The following is a 16,384-nucleotide window of genomic DNA, read 5'->3' as shown; positions in this document are numbered from 1 at the left end:
CGTGATGTCCTTACTTGCCCCCGCACGCCGGCTGTATCGCCTCGAATGGCGCCGTGGTTTCTTCGACTGGGCCCGCTGCGACGGGGTGACCTGGGTCTATATCTTCAAGGTCCTGTTTGCCGCGTTCCTGACCTTGTGGCTGGCGATGCGCCTGGAATTGCCACAACCGCGCACGGCCATGATTACTGTGTTCATCGTCATGCAGCCCCAGAGCGGGCAGGTGTTCGCCAAGAGCTTCTACCGTTTCCTCGGCACCCTGGCGGGTTCTGCGGTGATGGTGGCGCTGATCGCCCTGTTCGCCCAGAACACCGAGCTGTTCCTTGGTTGCCTGGCGATTTGGGTCGGCATCTGTTCGGCAGGGGCGGCGCGGTATCGTAACTTCCGTGCCTATGGTTTCGTGCTGGCTGGCTACACCGCGGCGATGATCGGCTTGCCAGCGTTGGCCCACCCCGAAGGGGCGTTCATGGCGGCGGTCTGGCGGGTGCTGGAGATTTCCCTGGGAATTCTCTGCTCGACCCTGGTCAGTGCCGCGATCCTGCCGCAAACCGCCAGCGCCGCCATGCGCAACGCCTTGTACCAGCGCTTTGGCGTGTTCGCCCTGTTTGTCACCGACGGCTTGCGCGGACGCAGCAAGCGGGAGGCCTTCGAGGCCGGTAACGTGCGCTTCATCGCCGAAGCCGTCGGGCTGGAGAGCCTGCGCAGCGTGACGGTGTTCGAAGACCCGCACATGCGTCGGCGCAATGGCCGGCTCAGTCGCTTGAACAGCGAATTCATGGGTGTCACCACCCGTTTCAATGCCTTGCACCAATTGCTCGAACGCTTGCGCGGCGGGGCGGCGGATCATGTGGTGAACGCCATCAAGCCTGGTTTGCAAAACTTGGCCGAGCTGCTGGACGGCTTCAGCGCACGGGCCTTGACCGACGCCGACGCAGCGCGGTTGGCGGCGGCGCTGGCAGACTACAAGACTGACCTGCCGGCCCAGGTACGGCGCTTGCGGGCAGCGTTCCAGGACACCGCGCCAAGCGATGGCGAGCAGTTGGACTTTCATACCGCTTATGAGCTGCTTTATCGCTTTGTCGACGACTTGCACGGCTACGCCCTGACCCATGCCTCCCTGGCCGAGCATCGCCACGAGCGCGAGCGCTGGGACGAACCGTTCGTGCCCCAGACCAACTGGCTGGCCGCCACGGCATCGGGGTTTCGCGCCGCTTTCATCCTGCTGGTCCTGGGCAGCTATTGGGTCGCCACGGCCTGGCCGAGCGGCGCGACCATGACCATGATCGCCGCGGCCACCGTGGGTCTCTCGGCCGCCACCCCGAACCCCAAGCGCATGGCTTTCCAGATGGCCTGCGGTACGTTGTTCGGGGCGCTGGTCGGCTTCGTCGAGATGTTTTTCATTTTCCCGCTGATCGATGGTTTTCCGTTGCTCTGCGTGATGCTCGCTCCCGTCATCATGTTCGGTTCGTTCCTCAGTTCCAGGCCGCAATACGCCGGGGTCGGGCTGGGGCTGCTGATTTTCTTTTGCACCGGCTCAGTGCCGGACAACCTGACGGTCTACAACCCTTACGCCTTCATCAACGACTACATCGCGATGATCCTCGGCATGTTGGTGTGCGCCGCTGCCGGGGCGATCATCCTGCCGCCCAACAGCCGCTGGTTGTGGCGTCGATTGGAGCAGGACCTGCGCGAGCAAGTGGTGTTCGCCATTAGCGGTCGTCTGAAGGGGCTGGCTTCGAGTTTTGAAAGCCGCACCCGCGACCTGCTGCACCAGGCCTACGGTCTGGCGGCGGGGCAACCCCAAGTGCAACGGGACTTGCTGCGCTGGATGTTCGTGGTGCTGGAAGTCGGCCACGCGATCATTGAGTTGCGCAAGGAGCAGGCCATCTTGCCGGTTCACCCGGCGTATGCCGAAAGCCAGCCATGGCGCCAGGCGATTCGGGTGATGGGGCGGGCGCTGGTGCGACTGTTCCGCCAGCCGGGCCAGAGCAATCTGGAGCGTGCGTTGGTGGCGGTGGATCATGCCATCGGCCGCGTGCAGGCCACCGACGAACCTTTCGCCCCGCATTTCGACACCTCGGCCCTGCGCCGGGTGAAGAGCTACCTGCATTTCATCCGCACTTCGCTGCTGGACCCGCAATCGCCATTGGCCGGCTATGCCATGGCGCATGCCACATCGCTTCCCCAGGAACCTGAACATGCCCCGTGAGATCGCCTTCCATGGCGTGTACATGCCCACCATGACCCTGATGTTCTTCATCGCCGCCGGCCTGGCCTGGGCCTTGGACCGCTTCCTGTCGGGGTTGGACCTGTACCGTTTCTTCTGGCACCCGGCGTTGTTGCGCCTGAGTCTGTTTACCTGTCTGTTCGGCGCGCTGGCGCTGACGGTCTACCGTTGAGATCGATGCGATGAAAAAGTTTTTCAGCCTGCTGGCGACGCTGTTGGTACTGGCCCTGGCGTTGTGGATCGGCCGTACGCTGTGGGTCCATTACATGAACACGCCCTGGACCCGCGATGGCCGGGTGCGGGCCGACATCATCAATGTGGCCGCCGATGTCAGCGGCGAGGTGGTCGAGGTGTCGGTGCGCGACAACCAGTTGGTGAAAAAGGGCGACTTGTTGATGCGCATCGACCCCGAGCATTACCGCATCGCCGTGAAGCAGGCGCGCTCCCTGGTGGCGTCGCGCAAGGCCACCTGGGAGATGCGCAAGGTCAACGCCCATCGACGTGCCGACTTGGACAGCCTGGTGATCTCCCGGGAAAACCGCGACGACGCCAGCAACATCGCCGACTCGGCCCTGGCCGACTACCAGCAGGCCCAGGCCCAGTTGGAAGCCGCGGAGCTGAACCTGTCGCGCACCGACGTTCGCGCGGCGGTGGATGGCTACGTCACCAACCTCAACGTGCACCGCGGCGACTATGCGCGCATCGGCGAGGCGAAAATGGCCGTGGTGGACATGCATTCGTTCTGGGTCTACGGCTTCTTCGAAGAGACCAAGTTGCCCAAGGTGCGGGTCGGCGATTCGGCGCAGTTGCAGTTGATGAGCGGTGAGACGCTCAAGGGCCATGTGGAAAGTATTTCCCGAGGCATCTACGACCGCGACAACCCCGAAAGCCGCGAACTGATCGCCGATGTGAACCCCACGTTCAACTGGGTTCGCCTGGCCCAGCGAGTGCCGGTGCGCATTCATCTGGATGAAGTGCCGGACGGCGTGCTGCTGGCGGCGGGGATGACCTGCACGGTGGTGGTGGAGCCCCACGCCAAGCGCTGAGGCATCGCATCATTTGTGGGGGATGGTGAGATTTGATCTACACCACAAATCCCTGTGGGAGCGAGCTTGCTCGCGATAGCGGTGGTTCAGCCGCATCGAGGGTGGCAGACACGCCGTCATCGCGAGCAAGCTCGCTCCCACATTTTTTCCGGGGTGATGGCGAGATTTGGTGTACACCACAAGTCTCCTGTGGGAGCGAGCTTGCTCGCGATAGCGGTGGTTCAGCCGCATCGAGGGTGGCAGACACGCCGTCATCGCGAGCAAGCTCGCTCCCACATTTTTTCCGGGGTGATGGCGAGATTTGGTGTACACCACAAGTCTCCTGTGGGAGCGAGCTTGCTCGCGATAGCGGTGGTTCAGCCGCATCGAGGGTGGCAGACACGCCGTCATCGCGAGCAAGCTCGCTCCCACATTTTTTCCGGGGTGATGGCGAGATTTGGTGTACACCACAAGTCTCCTGTGGGAGCGAGCTTGCTCGCGATAGCGGTGGTTCAGCCGCATAGAGGGTGGCAGATACGCCGTCATCGCGAGCAAGCTCGCTCCCACAGGAATTGACCACAACAGCAAAAAAGCCTGCGTTGATTACAGCGTTTTTCCCAACCCGAACCGCTTCATCAACCCCTTCTCCAGCAACCCTTTGGGCAACAAACCCGCCATCAACGGCAGCGCCCGGCTGCCGTTGCCCAGACGCAGCAAGCGGGGTGGCTTGGGTTGTTGAACCGCCTTGAGCAGCGCCGCGGCGAATTCGTGGGTGGGGGTCGGGTTGTCCTGGGAGGCCTTGGCCCGGGCGCGGATGCCATCGCGCAGGGGCCACCAGGGCGATTGTTCGCTGATCAATTGTTCGGCTTCATGACCGGCATTCTTGGCGAAGCTGGAGGCAATCGCGCCGGGCTGGACCTCCATCACGCGGATGTCGAAGGGTGCCAGCTCCATGCGCAAGGCATCGCTCAAGGCATGCACCGCCGCCTTCGAAGCGCAATAAGCGCCAGCGAACGGCGTGACCAGCACCCCGGAAACGCTGCCGATGTTCACCACCAGCCCCCTGGCCCGGCGCAGCACCGGGAACAGCGCCCGGGTGACCCCGACGATGGCGAACACGTTGGTTTCGAACTGACGCTGCATGGCCGGCACGCCGCCGTCCAGCAGCGGGCCCATGGCGCCGTAGCCGGCATTGTTGACCAGCACATCCAGGCCGCCACATTGCTGGTTGATCCGCTCACCCAGTTGTTCCAGGGCCTGGCCATCGTTGACGTCCAGTTGCACGGCGGTGAACCCGGCGGTGGCGAGTGTCGCCACGTCTTCAGCCTTGCGCGCCGTGGCCCAGACCTGATAACCCGCGGCCTTGAAGGCGTCGGCGAGGGCGCGGCCAATGCCGCTGGAACATCCGGTAATCAACGCAACAGGCATGGCGCGGTCCTTGTGCAAAAAGTTGGGGGAGGGCAATCAGTTGGAAAAGCTACCGTGCAATCGCTCGGCGCGAAACTCCAGGGTCTGCGGACGATAACCCGGGCGCAAAGGCGGCAGCGGCAGGCAGTCTTGCCAGTCGGCGCCGGCTTGCAGTTCGCCGGGGCCACGGTAGCGCGGAGCGTTGTAGGGGCTGTCGGCCAGGTTGATGGTGTCCCCGGGCGCATAGGCCGCGACCCGCCAGCGCAGCTCGATCAGCGGCACGTCGTTGTTGTTTTTCAGGGTCAGCGACAGCGGCCGGTCGACAGGGCATTGTTCGGGGGCATAGCGGATGCGCAGTTCCAGGCGCTCCAGTTGCCGGGTCTCGCGGTTTTCCTGCCAGAGCACCCACGCGGCGACCAGTCCCAGCCCGATGAAGGCCGCCAGGGAGACCGGCAAGGCCTTGGCCGGGTAGCGCAACAGCAGGATGAGCCAGGTGATGACCAGCAAAACGCCGATAAGCATGGTGGAAGCCTCCGTTACCGTAGGCACATCCTACCGAAGGGCGCGGGCAATGTTGAAGCAATGATGCCAGGCGATCACCCGACAAAAAAAAAGCCCCCACCCAACCCACTGCGGATAGGGGACGCAGTGGGCTGGACGGGGGCTTCTCGTAACGCTGATCTTTACTGATCGTTGTCGATCATTACTGGGCGATGGTTTTCACCGAGACGCCGCGTTCGATCGGGGTGGAGCGACCGTAGATGTCTTCGAAACGTTCGATGTCATCTTCGCCCAGGTAGCTGCCGGACTGCACTTCGATGATTTCCAGCGGGATCTTGCCCGGGTTGCGCAGACGGTGGACCGACGCGATCGGGATGTAGGTCGACTGGTTTTCGCAGAGCAGGAACACGTTCTCGTCGCAGGTCACTTCGGCGGTGCCGCTGACCACGATCCAGTGTTCGGCGCGGTGGTGGTGCATCTGCAGCGACAGGCACGCGCCCGGCTTGACCGAGATGTGCTTGACCTGGAAACGACCGCCCATGTCCACCGAGTCATAGGAACCCCACGGACGATAGACCTCGCAGTGGTTCTGGGTCTCGGTGCGGCCCTGTGCGTTGAGGGTGTTGACCATCTGCTTGACGCCTTGGACCTTGTCCTTGTGGGCGATCATCATGGCGTCCTTGGTTTCGACCACCACGATGTTGTCCAGGCCGATCACCGACACCAGCTTGCCGTTGCCGTGGATCATGCAGTTGCGACTGTCCTGGACGACCACGTCGCCCTTGGTGACGTTGCCGTTGGCGTCCTTGGCATTGACTTCCCACAGCGACGACCAGCAGCCGACATCGCTCCAACCGGCCGACAGTGGGACCACACAGGCGCGCTGGGTCTTTTCCATCACCGCGTAGTCGATGGAGTTGTCCGGGCAGCAGGCGAAGGTGGCTTCGTCGAGGGTAATGGTGTCGGCCGTCTGCTCACTGCGCTCCAGGGTCAGCAGGCAGGTGTCGTAGATGTCCGGATCGTGCTTTTTCAGCTCTTCGAGGAAGCGGCTGGCGCGGAACAGGAACATGCCGCTGTTCCAGAAGTAACCGCCGGCCTCGACGAACTCGGTGGCACGCTTGACGTCGGGTTTTTCGACGAAGTGCGAGACGCGGCTCACGCCTTCGGGCAGCAGCGCATCGTTGGTCGACTTGATGTAGCCATAGCCGGTTTCCGGTTTGGTGGCCGGTACGCCGAACAGCACCATCTCGCCACGCTCGGCGGCCACGGTGGCCAGGGCCAGGGCGCGTTGCAGGGCTTTCTGGTCTTCCAGCACGTGGTCGGCCGGCAGCACCAGCATCAACTCGTCGCGGCCTTCGTTGACCAGCATCATGGCCGTCAGCGCCACGGCCGGTGCGGTGTTGCGCCCGAACGGTTCCATCAGGATGCGCTGGGCTTCGAGCTTACGGTTGGCCAACTGTTCGTTGACGATGAAACGGTGGTCTTTGTTGCAGACCACGATCGGCGTGTCCATGCCTTCGAACACCAGGCGCTCGAGGGTCTGCTGGAACAGGGTGTGTTCACCGGTCAGGGCCAGGAACTGTTTAGGGAATTGCTTGCGCGAAAGCGGCCAAAGACGTGAGCCACTACCACCTGACAAGATCACCGGAATCATGTTTGTTACTCCTTGAAGCGAAATGGTTGTTAGAGCTACTGCGTTCTGTCGTTTCACTCTCTTGTTGTTGTTCCGTACCCGAATGACAGCTGTGTCCAGTGTGGGAGCGAGCTTGCTCGCGATGGCGGTGTATCAATCGACATCCATGTTGAATGTCAGATAGCTATCGCGAGCAAGCTCGCTCCCACAGGGCACAGCGTCAGTCAGGAAATCTCATCAGCGGGTCGACACCGGGCGTTTCACCCACACTGGCGACAGGCTGCTGCCCGAACCGGTGACGTACAGCACGGCGGCTTCGCCGCGCTCCAGGGCCACAGGCTTGAGGTCGCCGACTTTCTTGTCGCCTTCGAACAGGGCCAGGGACACTTTCACCGGGTTGATCTCGCGTTCGCCACGGCCCTTGGCAGCCACGTTCGGCACCACTTCGGTCTTGCCGTCGGCGGTCTTGAGGGTCAGTGCCTTGTCGCTGAGGTTCTGTACGCGGACCAGGGACTTCTGCTTGTTCTTGAATGGCGGTTCTTCGATCAGTTGCGGCTGGCCAGTGGCGTTGTTGACCAGGGTGTAATAGTGATCGGAGGCCAGTTTCACCGGCACGGTCTGGCTGCCGACCTTGGCGCTGTAGTCGCCACCGGGCATGAAGCTGAAGTCGCTGCTGGCCAGGGGGGCTACGTCGCTGATGTTGGTGCTGCCGACGGTGGCGCTGACTTCGGCGTTGGCGGCGTTATAGACCCGCACGAAGCTCGAGCCTTTTGGCGCGACCGGGCCGTACAGGGCCGAGTCACCGGCAAAGGCGGACAACGAGAGGGCGCTCATGCTGGCGACGAGGGCAACGGCCTTGAAGGAGCGAGCAGCGAGACGGCGAGGAGTAGTGTTGAAAGTCATGGTGGACCTCTCTTTCAGTTTTGCGCCCGGTCGGGCGTCTCGGATGGGGTGTTGGCGGCTACGTTCTGTTGGCGAGCGCCGGCTTGCTTGAGCTCTGCGACCCACTGTGGGTCGGCGTCGCCGATTTCGTTGTTTACAGGCAGGTAACGTTCAGGGAACTCCCAGATCAGCACCTGTGGCGGGCTGTTCTTGAAGGCATCGCTCTTGAGATAACTGAGCATTGGCAGAATCGGGCCGTGGCCGTCTTCGGCGTAGTTCACGACATCGCTGTGCAGGGCTTGCTTGAGTGCACCGACGAAGTTCCAGTTAGGGTTGGCGCTGTAGCTGGTGCCGATCAGGGCCACGGGCACCTGGGCATCGGCGAACAGCGCGTCGTCGCCGGCCGGCTGGTCGTCGGCTTCGCGGGTGTTGCGCTTGACCAGCGGCTCCTGGGCTGGCATCAGGTTTTCGAACAGCGGGTCCAGCGGCAGGAACTGGCGCAGGTCGCCCTTGTGGGTGATTTTTTCTGCAGGCTCGGTGACGAAGCGCTGCGGCTCGCCGTTGAGCGGCGTGCGCTCGGCAATGGCCTTGGCCAGGTTCTCGGCAGCGACCTGGGCGCCTTCCGGGGTCCAGTGGGTGTCGGTGCGCAGGAACACTTGCTGGCCGTTTTGCTTGGCCTGTTGCAGCGGGCCGAGCAGGTCAGGCGCAAGGATATTGTCCGCCGCGACGCGAGCATGGAAATCCTGGTAGAGGTTGGCGTGGATGCTCGATGGCTTCACTTCGCCCAGGTGCTCGGGGTACAGCCGCGCCTTGGCCGGCACGATCGCCATGACCAGGGTGATGCCTTGTTCCTTGAGCTTCTGGCGCACGCCTTCGACTAGCGCGTAGTTGCCTTGCAGGTTCAGCTCTTCGTTGACGATCGGGTTGAACTCTTCGTCGCTGTACAGCCACTGGTCGCGGCCCAGGACCACGCCTTTGCGGCCTTCGTTGAACAGCTTGTAGTCCAGCGCGGCCCAGATGTTGGTGCCCAGGCGCTTGATCGGGAACTCGTCGTCGTAGTGCGTTTCCACGGCCTTGGCCCAGCGCCCGTTGAGCACAGTCGCGTCGGGGTTGGTGCTGAAGCCGAAGAAGCTGCGCATCGACCAAATACCCAGGGCTGTCAGGATCAGCATGAACAGCACGACGTAGAAGATGCGTAATGAGCGGGTCATATTCAGATCCCTCAGAACTGGAAGTAAAGGAACGGCGAGAAGCTTTGCGCCGAGAGTTTGAGAATCGAAGCGATGAACAGCAGCAGCACGAGGGCGCGCATCACGTAGCGCGACCAGTCCACGGTCCAGTAGGCCGGTTGCACCTGGGCTTCGACACCCACGGTGTAGCCCGGTTCATGGATCGCCGCCGGGTTGTCACCCGGTACCGCCTTGATCATCCCCGGCTGCGCGGTGGCCGGGCCGTTGGCCTCGGTGTTGACCTCAGGCTTGGCCTTGACCGGCGGACGGTTGGTGTAGAAGTCCCGCAGGCCGAAGAAGGCGAGGGTCACGTAGGCCACCACCAGCGTGGCGATCTGCAGGCCGGTGAGGTTGGCGCGAGTCAGTTCCGACAGCGACCAGTCGCCGAAGCTGAACATGGCGCCGTACATGCGACCGGCCACGTGCAGGTTCTCGGCCCGGAAGATCACCCAGCCCATCACCACCAGCAGGAAAGTCAGCGCCCAGCGGATCGGGTTGATGCTGCGTGGCGTGGTGTTGATGCCCACCGCTTTTTCGATGGCCAGCCACATGCCGTGCCAGGCACCCCAGATCACGTAGGTGATGTTCGCGCCGTGCCACAGACCACCGAGGAGCATGGTCAGGAACAGGTTGCGATAGGTCATCAGCGTGCCTTTGCGGTTACCGCCCAGGGTGATGTAGAGGTAGTCACGCAGCCAGGTCGACAGGCTGATGTGCCAGCGGCGCCAGAACTCGGTGATCGACTGGCTGATGTAGGGCTGCTTGAAGTTTTCCATGAAACGGAAACCCATCATCAGGCCCAGGCCGATGGCCATGTCGCTGTAGCCGGAGAAGTCGAAGTACAGCTGCGCGGTGTAGGCCAGGGCGCCGAGCCAGGCATCGCCCGTGGTCGGGTTCTGCAAGGCGAAGCAATGGTCGGCCACCACCGCCAGGGTGTCGGCGATGAACACTTTCTTGATGAAGCCCTGCATGAAGCGGGTGCAGCCTTCGGAGAACTTGTCCAGCGTGTGGGTGCGGTTGTTGAACTGGTCGGCCAGGTCGCGGAAACGCAACACGGGGCCGGCGATCAGGTGCGGGAAAATCGCCACGAACGCTGCGAAGTCGATCAGGTTGCGGGTCGCCGGCGTGTCACCGCGATAGACGTCGATGATGTAGCTGATGGACTCGAAGATGTAGAACGAGATCCCGATCGGCAACAACACGTGGGTCAGGATGAACGGGTTGAGACCGAAGCCGGTGATGATGGCGTTGAGGCTGTCCACGCCGAAGTTGGCGTACTTGAAATAGCCCAGGATGGCCAAGTCCACGCCCACGCCGAGCAACAGCCAGCGCTGGGCCGGTTTGGTGCGCACACCGGCGGCGCCGACCTTCAGGCCGATCCAGTAGTTCCACAGGGTCACGCCGGCGAACAGGGCGAGGAAGTCCACCCGCCACCAGGCATAGAACACGTAGCTGGCGATCAGCAGCAGCAGGTTGCGATAGCGTTGCCCGCTCAAGTAGTACAAGCCGAGAAAGATCGGCAAGAACAGGAACAGGAACACGTTGGATGAAAATACCATCCCGATCTCTCCATGTTGAATCAACAGTCAAGGGCCAGAGCCCCCCCAAACCCCCCATGAAACCGGGAGGTTGATTACATTCGAAACAGACCACATTCCCTGTGGGAGCGAGCTTGCTCGCGAAAGCGGTAGATCAGTCGGCATCACTGTTGGATGTCAGACCGCATTCGCGAGCAAGCCCGCTCCCACAAGGGGATCGTGTTGGCCTACGAACCTTTGCCTTTCTCGTTGGCCGGGTCGTACACCCGGGTCAAGTCCCCGCCGAGGCGGAAGGTCTTGAACGGTTGCATTTCATGCTTGCGCTCCAACACATCCTCGGAGCAGGTGTAGAGGCTGCAGAACGGTTCGAGCCAGGCGAATTTCGAATCGACCTTCAGGTCTTTCATGTCCTGCTCGTCGCCGTTCTTCTCTTCGAAGATGTCCGGGTCTTTCACCCCGGCCAGCACCCGGTCACCCAGTCGCTTGAGGGCGCCGTTGTTTTCCTGGCGCAGGTCCACACCGTTGACCTGGGCGAAGCTGGCGATCATTGCCAACGGCGGCAGGGCATAGTTGTGGTAGGACAGGGCCCGTTGCTTGCGCTTGAGTTCGTTGGGCAGGAAACCGTCGGCATCGACCTGGTTGACGCCGACCTTGTATTCCTTGACAGCCCAGTCGAACAGGTCGCGACGGTTGGTTGCCACGGAGGTGGCCATCACCGACCAGGCGGCCCAGTAGGAATGGTTGTTGGTCTTGTCCAACGGCAGGTTGTCCCAGTCGCTGACCACCTGATCGGCCATCCGGCTGAACCAGCCTTCGATCAGTTGCGCCTGCTCCTGGTGGTTGGCCAGTGGGCGCGACTCGGAGAACTTCAGGCGCACATAGGCCGAAGCCATGCTGCCCAGCGCCCATTTGCGCATGGACTTGCCGGTGTGGTTGAAGTCCTTGGACATCAGCGCATCGGCCTGGGCCCAGGCGGTCAGCCAGTTCAGCGTGCATTCCAACTGCTCGGGGCGGCCGTCACGCATGAACTGCATGACTTGCTTGCTGACGCCCCGCTCGATCTTGGTGATGTCGGCGGTGCTGTCGCGGAAGGCTTTTTCCGATTGCACGTTCAACGTCGCGCGGGCCTTGTCGGAGCCCTCGTACTTGCTGCGAAATTGCAGGGAACCGGTATAGGGCGTCGGCGTGGCGTCGCAACCTTTGGCCGCTTCGCCGGCCTTGACCTTTTCGATCGGTGCGAAGTAACCCTGTGGCGGGCGCAGCGGGGCCGCGGCCTGCGTGGCCCCGGCGAACAGCGCCAGGGTCAGCAGGGAGGGCGCCAGCAGCGTTTTCAACGTTCGGGTGCGCGTGGTACTGGTCATGAGACGAGACCTCATTGTCCGATTTGAGCCGTTTGTTGCCCGGCTTGCGGAGATGCGTTGCGTTTGCAGATTTTCGCTTCGATTTGCAGTGGCTCTTTACCGGCTTCAGGGCCCTGGACTTCAACGGCTAGCAGGTTCTGCGAAGCCCAGTCCTCGTCGGTGCGCAATTGGAAGGCGAAACGTCCGTCGGTGTCGGAGGTATCCGGTTTTTCGATCTTGATATCCTCGTGGCGCCCATTCATGTACCAGAGGGTGGCTTGCAAGGTTTTCACCGAGGTGTCGGCGAAGCGGATGTCGACCTGGTGGCTGCTGTTACGCAGATCCATGTTCTTGGTATTGACCATCAATTCGTTCTTGCCTGGCTTGAGCGCGGTCTTGCTGCTCATGAGGGCCGGCTTGCCTTCGCAACCGTTGTTGTCCAGCAGCGCCATCATCTGGCGGTAGATGGTTTCCTGGTCCAGGCGATACAGCGGCGAGAATTCCCAGATGAGGATTTTCGGCGGGCTCTTCTGGAACTCTTCGCTGCCCAGGTACTGGATCATCGCGCCTTCCAGACCGCCGCCAGGGAAGGCGACGTTGAGGATGTCGGCGCCGATGGCTTCTTCCAGGAAACCGGCAAAGTTGTAGTTCTTGCCGCTGTGACTGGTGCCCACGAGGGTGATCTGCGGGTTGCCGGAATCGCTGAACAGGTCGCCGTCGCCAGCCTCGCCCTTGGGTTCGGTGGTGAACTGGTCCATGTACTGGATCGCATAGCTGGTGCCGCACAGCTGCCCTGCCATGTTGTGCAGGGTGCCGGTCTTGCCCATGCGGCCGGACTTCTTGGTCTCGAACTCACGCTTGGGAATGTCGGCGAAGGCCGGGATCTGCTTGACCTTCTCGGCGACGATCTTGGCGGTGCGCTGGGCGCCATACGGCGTCCAGTGCTGGTCGCCACGGAAATAGAAATCGTGGGCCGGCAGCGTCTCGGGCAGGTTTTCGTTGGTCAGCGGCGACAGGTCCGGCACCACATAACCCATCTGGGCGAAGCGGCCGAGCATGGATTTGTAGTTGGTCAGGGCTTTCTCGTAGTCGAAGGCGGCCTTTTCCTGTGGGTTGAGCTTGTTGCGGTTCACCAGGCCCCGGGTCGGCTGGTAGACGATCACCAGCTCGACGCCTTTTGCCTTGAACGCATCGTGCAACTGTTGCATGCGCTTGTAGCCGGCGGGGGTGGTGTTGAACTCGGTGCGCAGGTCTTCCTGGGTCCGGAACAGCCAGTCGCCCTGGGCCTGCACCAGCGTGGTGAAGTTCTGCTGGTAGCGCGTGGTGTAGTTCTTCGCATCATGGGCCGCCGGGCACAGGTTGCAGCACGGTTCGGCGGTGAAGCTCGGCGCCTTGATTTCATCGGCGCGCGCGCCGCTTGCAGCGGCGAGAATGCCGGCAGCCAGGGCGGAGAGGCCCAAAAGTTTGATCATCTGTGGGTTCATAAAGGTCATCCTCAGTCCCGCAATTCGGTCTGGCGTTCGACAGGGTCGATCAGCACGGCTTTCTGCTGGCGCACCAACAGGTCGAGAATTTCATCCTGGCGTTCGCCAAGGATCCCCGTGAAGCTGATGCCGCTGGATTTGGTCGGCGCGAGCATGGACACGCGGTACAGCTCGACGCTCAACGGCGAGTCGATGGACAGCGGGCCACTGCCGTTGGCAGCCAGTTCGCCGCCGACCACGATCAGCGAGACTTCGGCGTCGAACGGGTCGAGCTTGATGTCACGGTCGGTGTCGGACAGGTCCTTGATGTGACCGTAGATACCGGTCAGGCCGTTGGCCATGGACACGTTTTCGTAGAGGCGGATGTTCACGCTGTTACGAATCCGGATGCCGTGGCGGCGATTGCTGATCACCTTGTTGCCCCACAACAGGTTGTCAGCACTCTCATAGAGCGTGATGCCGTCGGTGTGGTTCTTGTAGATCTCGTTGTAGGCGATCAGGTTGTTCACGCTGTTACGGTCGATCACCAGGCCCGAGAGTTTGTTGTCGTAGCTGCGGTTGTTGAAAATGAAGCTGTCGTTGACCTCACGGGAAACAATGATCCCGTGCTTTTTCTTGGTCCCGTAGACGGTGTTGTCGGCGATGATCAGCCGATGGGAACGGTCATGGGGGTCGATGCCGTAGACGATGTTGTCTTTGTAAGTGTTGCCCTTGACCACGAAGTCGCGGGTTTCGTAGCAGTAGAAGCCGTACCACATGTCCGAGAACTCGGAACCGATGATCCAGCCGGTGGGTTCCGGACGCTTGAGGACCTTGGCCATGTTCGGCGTGTACTGGGAAATACTCACCCCGTACGACTTACTGTTGGCGTAGCCGAAACTCGCCATCTTGGTGTTGACGATGTAGGTCTCGGTGCCACCCCAGGCCAGCAGGAACGGACGGAATTCCTTGGGCGAGCGGAACGTGGCGGGGCCGTTGTCCTTTTCACGCCAGCCGGTGACCTTGGTGTCGCGGATGAACATATGGCCATCGTTGACCAGGAACGAGCCGCCCTCTTGGGACAGGCGCAGTTCCTGGGTCTGTTTGTCGATTTCCAGGATGCCTTTCTGGCCGACCACGATCGGAATCTTCGCCAGGTAGACACCTGGCGAAGTTTCGATGATGTACTTGGGCGCCTTCTTGGCCAGGTCCTTGAGGTTCATGTAGCCGTCGTCGAGGAAGATGGCCTGTGGGATACCGTGCTGACGCACCACCCACTCGGCCATCTTGTTGTCGCCGCCGATGAAGTCCTTCAAGGCGTTTTCCTGCATCATCCGGCGCACGCTGACCTTGCCGGGCTTGGTGCGGACGATTTTTGCCGCGACCGCTTCGGCGGTATAGCCGGAGAGGTCGGGCAGGGTTGGCTTGGCCAGTTCCAGTGGTGCGGTCGGTGCACTGTTGACGGTGTAGGTCTTGGCCCGTTGCAGTTCCTTGACCACGTTGCCCGGTTTGACCACCGGTTCAACGTTGGCGAACGCCGGCGAGCCGGCCAGCAGCATCGCTGCGACCAACAGGCTGATCGAACCTTTCATCGCCTGGCTGTTCCTGAGGTAGCGGTTCATATCGGGCACTCCCATGGCCATTCGCATCAGAAGCGCCAGATCACGTCGACAAAGGCGCGATGCATGTACGAATCGACCTCTTTGCCGTAGGCGTCGCCTGGCTTGAACACGCCGCCACGAAAGCGCACCAGCGCCGACGGCTCATCAATGGACTGACTCAGCGCGGCCGGCAGCAGGCCTTGCTTGAAGTACTTGGTAACGACCAGGTCGACTTCCTGGCCCAGGTCCTTGTCGCCATCACGCAGCGGCAGGGTCGAGGTGGACAGGATCGCGCCGGTCACGTCATCGGTGTTGTTTTCCACGGCGTTGATGCCGTTGCTGCCCACCGGCTTGTTACCGTCCACGCGCCAGAACTTGTGGTACACCAGGCTGGCGTCGTATTCGTCACGCAACTGCCAGGAACCGAACAGGCTGGCGCTCTGGGTGTTGGCCATTTCGCCCCGGAACGCTTCGCCGAAACGGTGGACCCGCGAGCGGGTGCCGGTGAAGTTCGAGCGGTTGCTTTGCAGGCCGTTCTGTTCGTAGTCCTCGCTGGCGCGGGCATAGGCCGCACCGACTTGCCATTGCGGGTCGAGACGCAAGCGGATACCCAGGTCAGTGGCCCAGCCGTCTACATCATCGCTGTGCTTGGCTTCTGTCGGGCGCGTGCCGTCGGCGTTGAGCGGGTTGACGGTGTCGCGGTCGCCGGTCATGCCGGTGATGCTGGCCCAGTAGTTGACGGTGTTGGTGTTGCGCCAGTTGTAGGCGTCGCTGTTGGCTTCCAGGCCGAGCCAGGTCAAGTCGCCGTTCTGGGTCTTGTCCAGGGTGTCGGTGGCTTCGCCCGGGGTCGGGTAGTCGAGGCTGCCATTGTCATGAGAGTGGTGGGCGCGGATACCGGCCCACTGGCCTGGCATCCACTGGTAGCCCACGTCGCCATAGACGTGCAGGCGGTCCTTGTCCTTGGGGGACAGTTCCTTGAGGTCGGTGCGGTACTCGCTGAAGCGTTCGGCCACGCCGAGGTTGGCCCGCAGCAAGGTGGTGTCGAAGGTCCAGTTCAGGGCTTCGATGTTGGTGTCGCGCCATTGGCCGTCGTCATTGCGCAGGCGTTGGCGACCGAACTTCAACTGCTCGCCCGGGTAGGGGGTCAGGCCGCGGTAGCCGATCCAGAACTCGCGCATGGCCAGGTAGCTTTTCTTGGCTTCGCGATCGCCGCTGTCGGTTTGCTGGGTGCTGCCATCGGACTGCTGCAGGGTGTCGGTCTCGATGATGTCGGAGGACGTCACGGCCTGGGCCATGGCGTAGGCGCTCCAGGCACCGCTTTCGCTTTCACCGTAGACCCAGGGACGCAGGTCCAGGCCGACACCGTTGACGTCGCCACCGCTCTGGGTGCCGAGGTCACGGTCGTCTTCGGACTGGCCGGTGATCTTCACTTCCAGGCCGAAATTCTTGGTGTCGGTCAGGGCCGCCAGGGTCGGGCAGGACCACAGCAGGGCACACGTCAGGCCAATTCCGGCCTGCACGAAAGGATTGAGCTTCAAAGG

The 16,384-nt window shown here is 62.1% G+C and carries 13 protein-coding genes; 3 read left to right on the top strand and 10 right to left on the bottom strand.

Annotated elements, in window-relative coordinates; translation table 11 throughout:
- Position 1: 1 nt before the first annotated feature.
- From ACZ5M5_RS24920 to ACZ5M5_RS24910, 3 genes are read left to right on the top strand one after another with little or no spacing between them, the layout of a single operon-like run.
- Positions 2-2,206 (top strand): FUSC family protein, encoded by a 2,205-nt coding sequence (locus ACZ5M5_RS24920; protein WP_464738120.1) that lies wholly within the window; start codon positions 2-4, stop codon positions 2,204-2,206.
- Entirely contained in the window at positions 2,196-2,396 is a 201-nt protein-coding gene (locus ACZ5M5_RS24915) for a DUF1656 domain-containing protein (RefSeq protein WP_003205331.1), read from the top strand. The genes ACZ5M5_RS24920 and ACZ5M5_RS24915 overlap by 11 nt, the downstream gene beginning before the upstream one ends.
- 10 nt (positions 2,397-2,406) lie before the next feature.
- Positions 2,407-3,270 (top strand): efflux RND transporter periplasmic adaptor subunit, encoded by an 864-nt coding sequence (locus ACZ5M5_RS24910; RefSeq protein ID WP_464738119.1) that lies wholly within the window; start codon positions 2,407-2,409, stop codon positions 3,268-3,270.
- Positions 3,271-3,852: 582 nt separating this feature from the next.
- On the opposite strand, the gene ACZ5M5_RS24905 is transcribed toward ACZ5M5_RS24910, so the two are convergent.
- The 10 genes from ACZ5M5_RS24905 to ACZ5M5_RS24860 form a co-directional block, all read right to left on the bottom strand.
- Positions 3,853-4,677, bottom strand: a complete 825-nt coding sequence (locus ACZ5M5_RS24905; protein ID WP_103311249.1) for an SDR family oxidoreductase — start codon at positions 4,675-4,677, stop codon at positions 3,853-3,855.
- Between the two features lie 36 nt (positions 4,678-4,713).
- Entirely contained in the window at positions 4,714-5,178 is a 465-nt protein-coding gene (locus ACZ5M5_RS24900) for a multidrug transporter (protein ID WP_192262184.1), read from the bottom strand.
- Positions 5,179-5,359: 181 nt separating this feature from the next.
- Positions 5,360-6,811 carry a mannose-1-phosphate guanylyltransferase/mannose-6-phosphate isomerase gene (locus ACZ5M5_RS24895; protein ID WP_060740771.1) on the bottom strand — a complete coding sequence of 484 codons (1,452 nt, stop codon included), beginning with the start codon at positions 6,809-6,811 and terminating at the stop codon, positions 5,360-5,362.
- A 216-nt stretch (positions 6,812-7,027) separates the two neighbouring features.
- Positions 7,028-7,693, bottom strand: a complete 666-nt coding sequence (locus ACZ5M5_RS24890) for an alginate O-acetyltransferase AlgF (RefSeq protein WP_060740772.1) — start codon at positions 7,691-7,693, stop codon at positions 7,028-7,030.
- Between the two features lie 14 nt (positions 7,694-7,707).
- Positions 7,708-8,883 (bottom strand): alginate O-acetyltransferase, encoded by a 1,176-nt coding sequence (locus tag ACZ5M5_RS24885; RefSeq protein ID WP_464738118.1) that lies wholly within the window; start codon positions 8,881-8,883, stop codon positions 7,708-7,710.
- An 11-nt stretch (positions 8,884-8,894) separates the two neighbouring features.
- Entirely contained in the window at positions 8,895-10,460 is a 1,566-nt protein-coding gene (locus tag ACZ5M5_RS24880; protein WP_092166221.1) for an MBOAT family O-acyltransferase, read from the bottom strand.
- A gap of 206 nt (positions 10,461-10,666) precedes the next feature.
- Positions 10,667-11,800, bottom strand: coding sequence for a mannuronate-specific alginate lyase (locus ACZ5M5_RS24875; protein ID WP_192262187.1), 1,134 nt, complete (start codon positions 11,798-11,800; stop codon positions 10,667-10,669).
- A gap of 11 nt (positions 11,801-11,811) precedes the next feature.
- Positions 11,812-13,263, bottom strand: a complete 1,452-nt coding sequence (locus ACZ5M5_RS24870) for an alginate O-acetyltransferase (RefSeq protein ID WP_192262188.1) — start codon at positions 13,261-13,263, stop codon at positions 11,812-11,814.
- An 11-nt stretch (positions 13,264-13,274) separates the two neighbouring features.
- Positions 13,275-14,864 carry a mannuronan 5-epimerase AlgG gene (gene algG / locus ACZ5M5_RS24865; RefSeq protein WP_060740777.1) on the bottom strand — a complete coding sequence of 530 codons (1,590 nt, stop codon included), beginning with the start codon at positions 14,862-14,864 and terminating at the stop codon, positions 13,275-13,277.
- A gap of 26 nt (positions 14,865-14,890) precedes the next feature.
- Positions 14,891-16,381 carry an alginate export family protein gene (locus tag ACZ5M5_RS24860; protein ID WP_060743137.1) on the bottom strand — a complete coding sequence of 497 codons (1,491 nt, stop codon included), beginning with the start codon at positions 16,379-16,381 and terminating at the stop codon, positions 14,891-14,893.
- Between the last annotated feature and the right edge of the window lie 3 nt (positions 16,382-16,384).

The sequence above is a fragment of the Pseudomonas sp. Van50 genome (genome assembly GCF_055390755.1).
Note: the sequence above shows the minus strand (reverse complement) of the source record. Positions and strands in the feature narration are given on the sequence as shown.

What these genes read in the sequence shown, in the direction of transcription:
- ACZ5M5_RS24915 (WP_003205331.1), top strand. Translation starts at nt 2,196, where the DNA reads ATGCCCCGTGAGATCGCCTTCCATGGCGTGTACATGCCCACCATGACC.
- ACZ5M5_RS24910 (WP_464738119.1), top strand. Translation starts at nt 2,407, where the DNA reads ATGAAAAAGTTTTTCAGCCTGCTGGCGACGCTGTTGGTACTGGCCCTG.
- ACZ5M5_RS24905 (WP_103311249.1), bottom strand. Translation starts at nt 4,677, where the DNA reads ATGCCTGTTGCGTTGATTACCGGATGTTCCAGCGGCATTGGCCGCGCC.
- ACZ5M5_RS24900 (WP_192262184.1), bottom strand. Translation starts at nt 5,178, where the DNA reads ATGCTTATCGGCGTTTTGCTGGTCATCACCTGGCTCATCCTGCTGTTG.
- ACZ5M5_RS24895 (WP_060740771.1), bottom strand. Translation starts at nt 6,811, where the DNA reads ATGATTCCGGTGATCTTGTCAGGTGGTAGTGGCTCACGTCTTTGGCCG.
- ACZ5M5_RS24890 (WP_060740772.1), bottom strand. Translation starts at nt 7,693, where the DNA reads ATGACTTTCAACACTACTCCTCGCCGTCTCGCTGCTCGCTCCTTCAAG.
- ACZ5M5_RS24885 (WP_464738118.1), bottom strand. Translation starts at nt 8,883, where the DNA reads ATGACCCGCTCATTACGCATCTTCTACGTCGTGCTGTTCATGCTGATC.
- ACZ5M5_RS24880 (WP_092166221.1), bottom strand. Translation starts at nt 10,460, where the DNA reads ATGGTATTTTCATCCAACGTGTTCCTGTTCCTGTTCTTGCCGATCTTT.
- ACZ5M5_RS24875 (WP_192262187.1), bottom strand. Translation starts at nt 11,800, where the DNA reads ATGACCAGTACCACGCGCACCCGAACGTTGAAAACGCTGCTGGCGCCC.
- ACZ5M5_RS24870 (WP_192262188.1), bottom strand. Translation starts at nt 13,263, where the DNA reads ATGAACCCACAGATGATCAAACTTTTGGGCCTCTCCGCCCTGGCTGCC.
- algG (WP_060740777.1), bottom strand. Translation starts at nt 14,864, where the DNA reads ATGAACCGCTACCTCAGGAACAGCCAGGCGATGAAAGGTTCGATCAGC.